General features: G+C 58.5%; 12 protein-coding genes. 2 read left to right on the forward strand and 10 right to left on the reverse strand.

Features of this window, described 5'->3' with window-relative positions; all coding sequences use genetic code 11:
• Positions 1 to 220: 220 nt before the first annotated feature.
• The 10 genes from VN887_01125 to VN887_01170 all read right to left on the reverse strand — a co-directional run bounded on the left by VN887_01125 (position 221) and on the right by VN887_01170 (position 6457).
• Positions 221 to 847 (reverse strand): 4Fe-4S dicluster domain-containing protein, encoded by a 627-nt coding sequence (locus tag VN887_01125; protein HXT38602.1) that lies wholly within the window; start codon positions 845 to 847, stop codon positions 221 to 223.
• 51 nt (positions 848 to 898) lie between these two features.
• A complete protein-coding gene (locus VN887_01130; GenBank protein ID HXT38603.1) occupies positions 899 to 1303 on the reverse strand; it encodes a GxxExxY protein in 405 nt (134 codons plus the stop codon).
• Between the two features lie 6 nt (positions 1304 to 1309).
• Positions 1310 to 2386, reverse strand: a complete 1077-nt coding sequence (locus VN887_01135) for an NADH-quinone oxidoreductase subunit D (GenBank protein ID HXT38604.1) — start codon at positions 2384 to 2386, stop codon at positions 1310 to 1312.
• 92 nt (positions 2387 to 2478) lie between these two features.
• Positions 2479 to 3114, reverse strand: coding sequence for an NADH-quinone oxidoreductase subunit C (locus VN887_01140; GenBank protein ID HXT38605.1), 636 nt, complete (start codon positions 3112 to 3114; stop codon positions 2479 to 2481).
• A gap of 47 nt (positions 3115 to 3161) precedes the next feature.
• Positions 3162 to 3773, reverse strand: a complete 612-nt coding sequence (locus tag VN887_01145) for an NADH-quinone oxidoreductase subunit B (protein HXT38606.1) — start codon at positions 3771 to 3773, stop codon at positions 3162 to 3164.
• A gap of 35 nt (positions 3774 to 3808) precedes the next feature.
• The gene (locus VN887_01150; GenBank protein ID HXT38607.1) at positions 3809 to 4189 is read right to left on the reverse strand and encodes an NADH-quinone oxidoreductase subunit A; all 381 of its coding nucleotides are present in this window, start codon (positions 4187 to 4189) and stop codon (positions 3809 to 3811) included.
• Positions 4190 to 4327: 138 nt separating this feature from the next.
• Complete coding sequence (locus VN887_01155; GenBank protein HXT38608.1) at positions 4328 to 4597, reverse strand: hypothetical protein; 270 nt, start codon at positions 4595 to 4597, stop codon at positions 4328 to 4330.
• 63 nt (positions 4598 to 4660) lie between these two features.
• A complete protein-coding gene (locus tag VN887_01160) occupies positions 4661 to 5338 on the reverse strand; it encodes an SDR family oxidoreductase (protein ID HXT38609.1) in 678 nt (225 codons plus the stop codon).
• A complete protein-coding gene (locus VN887_01165; GenBank protein ID HXT38610.1) occupies positions 5335 to 5691 on the reverse strand; it encodes a hypothetical protein in 357 nt (118 codons plus the stop codon). Before VN887_01165 ends, VN887_01160 begins: the two co-directional genes overlap by 4 nt.
• Before the next feature lie 49 nt (positions 5692 to 5740).
• Positions 5741 to 6457: a glycosyltransferase family 2 protein gene (locus tag VN887_01170; GenBank protein HXT38611.1), complete on the reverse strand. Its 717-nt coding sequence runs from the start codon at positions 6455 to 6457 to the stop codon at positions 5741 to 5743.
• A gap of 772 nt (positions 6458 to 7229) precedes the next feature.
• On the opposite strand from VN887_01170, the gene VN887_01175 reads away from it, so the two are divergent.
• Together VN887_01175 and VN887_01180 are read left to right on the forward strand one after the other, a co-directional pair.
• Positions 7230 to 7586 (forward strand): hypothetical protein, encoded by a 357-nt coding sequence (locus VN887_01175; GenBank protein HXT38612.1) that lies wholly within the window; start codon positions 7230 to 7232, stop codon positions 7584 to 7586.
• Positions 7587 to 8161: 575 nt separating this feature from the next.
• Positions 8162 to 8913, forward strand: a 752-nt coding sequence (locus tag VN887_01180; GenBank protein ID HXT38613.1) for a HEAT repeat domain-containing protein, incomplete at its 3' end; no start/stop codon positions are given.

Consider the following 8913-nt stretch of genomic DNA (forward strand, 5'->3'; position numbering starts at 1 on the left):
GCGGGAAACAGATCCACCAGCCAGTGTTTCAGCAGCACGAAGCATTGATCCATCAAATCAGTCATACGCTCAACGGCGACCGGCCCCCCTGGTTCGTCCCCTGACCGCAAGAACGAAAATCCGGCACCCACCGCGCCCGTCGTGGTCAACACTGAAGCAATTCACCGGCAGGTCGGCGTCGTTGGAGGCGTCGGCAGATGTCGGTGATGGAGTCATTCGATCAGGTCTTCGGACCGGGGGCAGGCTGGGTGGTGGGCGCGGCCGTTGCCTTCGCAGCAGCGACCCTGGCTTTGGCTTCGGCGTCCGCCTTTGCTTTCGCCTCCGCCTTGATTTTTTCTGCGGCGAGCCGGGCGTCCACTTCCGCCGCTTCGGAAGGATGAATCTTGCGGTAGTGCTCGTTCGGCCTGGCGAGTCGATGCTTGTCCAGCAGCAACCCGCCGAATCGATCCGTGTTGCTCAGCTCGAAATCCGTGTCCATCTTGATCGCCTCGAACGGACAAACCTCGACGCAAATCTGGCAGCTCATGCAAACCGACACGTCGATGTCGAACACGGCCGGATAAAACTGCGGTTTGCCGACGTAGTCCGGCTTCTTGTCCCTGCTCTTTTCGATGTAGATGCACTGGGGCGGACATTCCTTCTCGCAGATCTGGCACGCGACGCAACGGAGGCCGGCGTGCGGATCGTCGCCGTCGAACACGAGGAACGGAAAATTGCGCGCCGCCGCGCTGGCCGGCACACGCTCCTCGGGATATTGCACCGTCGTCAGCCGGTCTTCCTCGACATAACTGCCGGCAAAATTCCGCGCCGTCTCCACCAGACCTTTGATGATGCCTTCGCCAAACATGAAATCAGGTTAACAAGGTTTTCATAAGGAAGCCAAGAAAGCAGGAGAATTTCATTCGACAATCACCCGCTTGGCTTCGAGTTTCATTTTGGCAAAAATCAATAGCGGGCCGTGTTTTCGTTTTGCGACGCGGAGTTGAGACTTTACGACGGCAAAATGGATGTCCAGCAACTCACTGATCGCTTTCAAATCGACCACAATTTCCCGTTCTACAAACAAATCGAGCCGGTCCTTGCCAATCTCCGCTTTTGCATCGTAAAGGACGGGCATTTCGCGTTGTTGCTCGAATCGGAGGCCACGTTTATGCGATTCAAACACCAAAGCATTTTCATAAATTGACTCAATAAATCCCGCCCTAACTGCCGATTCACTTCGATTGCCGCTCCGATTATTTTCCCTGTCAACTCTTCTTGTTCCAAGGCCATTTTCGGCTTCCTGTCTTCCTGGTTTCCTTATTCACAATTACCGATCCACCTCCCCCAGCACGATGTCCACGCTGCCGAGAATCACCACCACGTCCGCAACGATGTGACCGAGGCACATGTCCTCGAGGATCGTCAGGTTGATCAGGCTCGGTGGCCGGACGCGGTAGCGATACGGGTTCGGGCTGCCGTCGCTGATCAGGTAAAAGCCAAGCTCGCCTTTCGGGGCCTCGATGCGTCCGTAGGCTTCGCCGGGTTTTGGCCGGAAGCCGCGGATTTTTACTTTCGGGTCCATGATCGGGCCGGGAGGAATATCGTCCAGCGCCGCTCGTAGAATCTTGAGCGACTCGCGCATTTCAAGCAGCCGGATCATGTAGCGGTCGAAAGTGTCCCCCTGCTCGCCGAGCGGGACGCGGAACGAGAACCGGTCGTAGATGCCGTACTTGTCCACCTTCCGAATGTCGTAGTTGACGCCGCTGGCGCGCAGCATCGGGCCGGTGACGCTGGAGTTGACGGCCAGCTCGCGCGGCAACACGCCGACGCCCTGCGTGCGCGCGAGGAGGATTTCGTTTTCCGAAAGCAGCCGCTCGAACTCGTCAAGGAATCGCGGGTACTCGTCGGCCACCTGCCGCGCCCCTTCGATCCAGCCCGGCGGCAAATCGCAGCGGCAGCCGCCGAAGCGCATGTAATTGCACATCATCCGCGCGCCGGTGAGCGACTCGAAGAGATCGAGAATTTTCTCCCGCTCACGAAATGCGTACATGAGCGGCGTGCCGGACGCGCCCATGTCCTGCATCAAAAAACCGACGAGGCAGGTGTGGTTTTGCAGGCGCGTCAGCTCCGCGGTGATGACTCGAATGTATTCCGCGCGTTCAGGAGGCTGCAGACCGGCCAGCTTTTCCACCGCCATCGCGTAGGCCCAGTTGTTGGTCAGCGAGCAGAAATAATCCAGACGGTCGGTGTAGGGCATGGAACCGAGGTAACTGGTGTTCTCGGCGATTTTTTCGTGGTTGCGGTGCAGATAACCAAACACCGGTTTGAGCTTCACCACGCGTTCGCCGTCGAGCACGACGTTCATGCGAAACACGCCGTGGGTCGAAGGATGCTGCGGCCCCATCGAGACCTCGAGCAGATCGCCCTCAACGGCGCCGTCGCACGAATCCTTCGGCAGCAATTCGTAATTCTTCGGCGGAGTTTCGACCGCAAGGCTCATGTCGTCGCACCCTCCGGATGATGGCGCTTCGTCTTCTCCAGCACCTCATCATGCGGGGTGGGTTCGTATTCGTAGTCGTCCGGCTCGACGTAATCCTTCCGCATCGGATGATCTTTGTATTCATCCCACATCAGGATGCGGCGCAAATCCGGATGGCCGCCGAAGATGATGCCAAAGAGATCGAAGATTTCACGTTCCTGAAATTCCGCGCCGCGCCAGATGGGCGTAAGCGACGGTAAATGATTTTTGTCGGTGCGATTTTCGGTGCGCAGCCGAAGGATGACGGGCCCGTGCTTCAACTCCATAGAATAGAGGTGATAAACCGCCTCGAGAAAGCCGGGCCGGATGGTCTTCTTCACTTCCTCGACTTCCTTCTCCACGCCATCCACGACCTTTTTCACTTTGACCTTCTCGGATGTCTCGGCGTCGGGCCAGTCCACTCCGGTGACATTTGAGCAGTAATCGAATTGAAGCTGCGGATCCCCTCGAAGGAACCCGGCAATGGCAACCGCGTGGTCATTGTCCACCAGCAACGAATGCTGTGCGCTCGGGCTGTCGTTGCGGACGATTTCGATCCGCGCGCCTGATACGGCGGATTCAATGCGCGATTTGATTTGATCGAGATTTTCCACAAAAAACCATGAGGAAGCAGGGAGTCCGTGCTTCCGTCATTCAACCTTCATCCCCTCGCCAGCTCCGGCGGTCGCCACACATCCGGATTCTTCGGCGGCACCAGATCGTGTTCGCCAAACTGCGGCACGGGAAACTCGCTCGGCGCACTCGCGTCGAGATGTCGCGGACGCCCGTCGCCGGTCAACTTCTGGCCGTCGATTTTCTTTTGCAGTGTCATGAACGCGTGAATGAGCGCCTCGGGCCTGGGCGGGCAACCGGGAATGTGCACGTCCACCGGAATGTAACGGTCAATGCCCTTGAGCACGTTGTAGCCCTGCTTGAACGGTCCGCCGGAGATCGCGCACGCGCCCATCGCGATGACGTATTTCGGCTCCGGCATCTGGTTGTAGAGGCGGACAACCTGCGGCGCCATTTTCTTGGTGACGGTGCCGGCGACGATCATCAGGTCAGCCTGGCGCGGTGAGGGCCGAAACACCTCCGCGCCAAAACGCGCCAGATCGTAGCGCGCCATCGTGGTGGCGATCATCTCGATGGCACAACAGGCCAGGCCAAACTGGAGCGGCCAGACCGAATTCTTGCGGCCCCAGTTGTAAAGCTCCTCCAAGGTCGTCGTAAAGACGCCCTGCTTCTGCAATTCGCTGCGCAGTCCTTCGTCCATTTGCAAAACGCAGACTCAAGTCCGCGGTCACGATGTCATTTCCACGTCAACACGCCCTTCCGCCAAGCCCAAACCAGCCCTTCGACCAACAGCAGAAGGAAAATCATCATGGCGACGAACGCGCCCACCGAAAGGGTTTTGAACGCAACGGCGAACGGCAGAAGGAAAATGGTCTCGACGTCGAAGATCAGGAAGACGATGGCGTAAAGGTAATACTCGGACTTGAACTGCACCCAGGCGTCGCCTTTGGATTCCAGTCCGCACTCATAGATGGCGTTCTTGTCCGCACCCGGCTTTTGCGGGGAAAACTTCTTCGCCCACAAACGGGCCAGGCCCAGCGGCACCAGCGCAAACAGAACCGCGGCGACGGCAAAGACCGCGACCAGCAGATAAGGGCTGTATTCAACGGTGTTCATCGCGTCGCGCTAGCTTGTTACTTTTTTCACAAGCTACCGTATCGGTTGACAATCCAAGCGTCAAGGAATGGCCGCGATTCTGGCCGGGAAATCAGAAGCGCTTGTTTGGAATCAACATGCGCTAATCTGGGCGCGCGCTTAATTGGAGGCGGGCCGGTGGCGATTCAAACCGACCGAATGCGCGATGTCGTCGAACTCTTCGTGGCTCACCTCGTGCAGATCCTTCCCTTTGGCCTTGAGCTTCTCGTTGATCTTGACCGCCTTTTCGGTCATCTCCTCGTGCGTCTCCTTGCTGCCGCCGACGAGGGCGAAGTTCGGGCCGGTCGTCACGCGCTTGTGGCCGTCGGAATCCAGACCGACGCCGAGAAGCAGAGCCTTCCGCTTTTTCTTTTTGGAAGGGTGCGACATGGATGGAGGTTAGTTGTCGAAGCCGGGAATTCAAGAAGCAAAGCAACCCAGCGCGGCGTCGGCCTATGGCGCCGTCAACGACTGGCCGTTGTGCTTCGGCCCCAGACCCAGCAGAAAGGGGACGGCCTTTTTCGCCCACCGGTCCGCGGTCGGGTACGCGGAGGCCGAACCGCCGAAGCAGCTTTGCAGCATGTCCGTGTTGATGATGCCGGGGTTCAGCGGAATCGCCGCCATGCCCGCCGGCAATTCCTGCGCGAGCGCCTGCGTGAGACCTTCAATCGCCCACTTCGTCGCGCAATAGGGCGCCACCTCGGCATCCGTCGAACGGCCCCAACCGGAACTGAAGTTCACGATCACCCCCTCGCCGCGTTTGATCATCGCCGGAATAAAATGGCGGATGACATTCACCACGCCTTTGATGTTCACGTCAATGACACGGTCAAACTCCCCGGCCGGCACGCGCCAAAGAGCCGCGTTGCGATTGATGAGCGCGGCATTGTTGATCAGTAAATCGGGCGCTCCGGCGGAACCGACCGTGCCGGCGGCCCACACATCCATATCGCTGTCCGACACCACGTCGAGCACGGAAAACCCGTGTGGTGGCCCAAATTTGTCGTTGAGTTCCTGTATCGTCTGTTCCGAACGTCCACATCCAAAGACCGTATGACCCAGTCGGATAAATTCCTCCGCCATCGCGCGCCCCAGTCCGCGGGTAACGCCGGTGATGACGACCTTTTTCATTGACGGTTCCGCCATCGTTTCAGGCGCCAGTAAAACATCCCGAAAAAAATCGCGCCGCAGGCGTTGACCCCCATCGTGTAACCCAGTTTGTAGAACACCCCGTTGTTGTTCTTCTCCGCGTAAATCGCGACGTCGTGGCCGATGAGCAGGTTCGGCATGGACGCGGGCATGAGCGCGCCCTGAACGAGCCCGCGGACGAATCCCGCCGGGCGGCTGCTATGCTCCAACTGGCGCGCGACGCGGTTGAGCACCCAGCCGATGGCGAAGGCGAGCAGGATGATAAAGGCGAGGCGCGTTACCAGATTCGCGCGTCGATGCGCCGGCGCGGAACCATTGGCTGTGGCTGGAGGCATCGGCGAAGCATGTTTTTGACTCCTGCCGTCGGGCAAGAAGATTTTTGCGCTACGCCTGTTTTTCCAGCGGCTTGTCGAGCACGCGCGTTTTGTGCCAGCCACGCGTCTGCCACCACCAGCGAAACCACCGATGCGTGTCGCGCACCGGCCGGATTTTGCTTTGTTCGTTCCGGTAAATCACCCGCACCGGGACAAACTCGACCGCATGGCCCGCGGCGATGAATTTGCACAACAACTCCGATTCGATTTCGAAATGGTCGGCCCGCAAATGAACCTGCGCCCAGGCATCAAGCCGCATCAGACGAAAACCACATTGGGTGTCCGGCAACCCCTGCCCCGTCAGTCTCGAAATCCGTTCGCTCATCCAGCGGTTCACGCAACGCCTCAACCACGGCATCCCGGTGGGATTCGACATCCGGTTGCCGACGATCAGGTTCGCGCCGGTCTTTGCCGCCGCGGCCAGAAACGACGGGATATCCTCGGGCGCGTGTTGCCCGTCGCCGTCCATGGACAGCGCCCAGGCGAAACCCCGGTCGCGGGCGCGCGCCCAGCCGGCTGCCAGCGCCGCCCCTTTCCCGCGGCGCCGCTCGTGACGCACCACGTCCGCCCCGGCGCGGGCGGCCAGCTCCGCCGTCCCGTCGCTCGAACCGTCGTCCACGACAATCACCGCGGACAGGAACCTGTGCGCTTCGGTGATGAGCGGTTCGATGGTGGCCGCCTCGTTGAGGCACGGAACGACGACGGCGCACTGCGAGGGCCAATCCATCGCCAAACGCTAGGGAAATCTATTCCGCGGCCAAGACAAATCTTAACAGAAGCACAGCGCGGCCTGGGGATCGACGTCCTTTGGTTCTATGATGAACCTTTGCAACGTCCGCGCGGGCGCCCGAGGATGCCCCAGTGGCCGGCTTCACCGGAGTTACTGGGCGCGATAGAAACGGCGATAGACTCGTGTGGACATTCGGGCCGAAATGGGGGATAAGGTCCATGTGTTTGCTTTCCTTTCAAGGTTTGGGTTAACGACCCAACCCTGTGGCTCGGCCATCGCCAGCCAGAGTGACTGGACGAGTAGCTCATGACCTACACAATCCATTCAGGCTTTGCCAAGCAGTTCGATGCCGTTTCGGATCGGTTTCGCCGCTGGCCTGTTATTCGCAGTGTTTGTCGAGTGTTGCTGCGACTCCTCCTGTTACCCGCTTACTTTGGCCTCTTGCTCGCACCTGCTGGTTTTTTCTCGTTACCGTTCCAGATTCTGAACGGGGTAAAAGCGGCGCCTCCATCGATACAATATTGGACCGTAGCCGGGTTCACGTGTGCTGGTCTCCTGTATTGCCTCTACCGTTTGAGCAGGCGCATGATTTGGGAACTTCGACAGCACGTCTTCGATTTGGAATCCGTGGTGGGCTTCGCGGGGTTCCTTTTGTCGGCGGCATTCACAGCGTATATCCTCCCGGTCGGCTGGGACCACTATTGAGATGGCAACATCGTCCAACAACGCGCGAGAGTGTTTGAAAACTCCGTCAGATAGTAGAACGTTTATGAAAACATATCGCATTCTCGGAGTTCTTTGGTTGGTTGCTGATTGTGTTGGCACAGTTACCATCATCAGGACGCTCCTATTGCCTGCACCAATGGAGACACGAGCGGTGTATTATTGCACTCTTGGTTTCATCTTGCTGCTGGATTTGGCTGGCGTCGTGGCGAGCATATCTTTGATTCGTGGAGCCAGATGGGCGCGATGGTTTCTTGGTGTGTGTGCCGTTCTATTTGTTTTGGGTTCCACTGCGGAGGTTCTTGAGTTTAGGTCATTTTCCGTGTTGACCGGCGCTTACGGCGCTTTTGCGCTTGTTTCAGCAGTGCTCCTATTGATGCCGAGACGATATGTTGCCAGCTAAGACCATCTCGGAGCCAGCGACGACTGCCTCTTGAGTTTATGGAGATTTTGGCTGATAAACCGATTATCGGGCTTGCGGAGCCACTCGCCCGTCGGCGTGGCTGAGCTCACCCAGCCGGCAAGCGTTCCACATGCGCATCCTGGTGCGAGATGACTCGCTCCGCGTGAATGAAGGCTGAGGTATTCAGTTCAACCCTTTGGTTCGGGTTTTCGAGGATTCAAGTGCAATGATCTATTTGGTCGCTATTCTTACCGTCTTTTTCGGTGGCCTTGTGGGCCACGCGCCGGTTCACGGGCGCGTTTATTGCCGAATGATCGCCTTCATTATTCCCGTTTGTCTTTGCGTCGGACTGCTAAACCTGCCGCAGCTGCTCGACGTGGTGCGCACGGGGTTTCGCCGTTCGATTTCCAGGAGCCATCGTACTGGAGCACGATGGAGTCTCTGTTTTTCCTTTTCGCCAGCTTTCTGACCGGCGCGGGCTGGCTTTGTTCCCACTGTATTCGGAAGGTGTTTGAGGATTGACTTGGCCGGCCAGGTGAGGGCAGACAACCGGCCGCTAGCCTGTATCGATTTTTGTGAAATCCCGCAAAAAGAGACTCGTGCTCACAGGGGCGACGGCGCTCATTCTGGGTGCCGTCGTTTTCGTTCAAGTGCGGCGCGCCTCGCGCGAGGCCCGAACGCGGGCGGAGGTCTATTACTGGATTCGTTCCTTTGACTCGTGGGATCGAAACCAAACTGAAACCGCCAACCAGCACCGTCAGCTTGAAGGTCTGCGTTCTGTTGGCGCCGGCGCTGTGACCACGCTCGAACGCGACCTCCATTACCGCCCCGCACTGTCCCGGTTGTCAGAAAAGATTCCATTTCTGCAACGGTTCCTTCCACAGCCGGGCCCTACGGATGAGCCTCAGGAGGTACGTCATCGCGCGGCGTACTTCCTTGGAGCGCTGGGGCCGGCCGCCAAAGCCGCGGTCCCCGAATTGTTGCCGCTTCTTTCAGATTCCGATGGCCGCGTCCGGTTTGAAACGGCCTTCGCGCTGGGCAGGATCGGCGCTGACACCCCGGAGGTGCGCACTGCGTTGACAAAGATGCTGATGGACCCGGTCAAAGAAGTCCGCTTTTCGGCGGCCATTTCTCTTTGGAGTTTCGATCGCACCAACACAACTGCGACCTCGCGCGTGGAGCAGCTCATCTCAACAAATAATCTTTCCTGGCCCAGCATCAGCCTGATGAAATTTGGAGAGAACGCCAGAGTCTTTGCGCCCGACCTCAAACGGGCGATCAATGGCACGCCCTGGTCGTATTCACGGATTCAGGCTGTTCACGCCCT

This window comes from Candidatus Angelobacter sp. (assembly GCA_035607015.1).
Taxonomy (GTDB): domain Bacteria; phylum Verrucomicrobiota; class Verrucomicrobiia; order Limisphaerales; family AV2; genus AV2.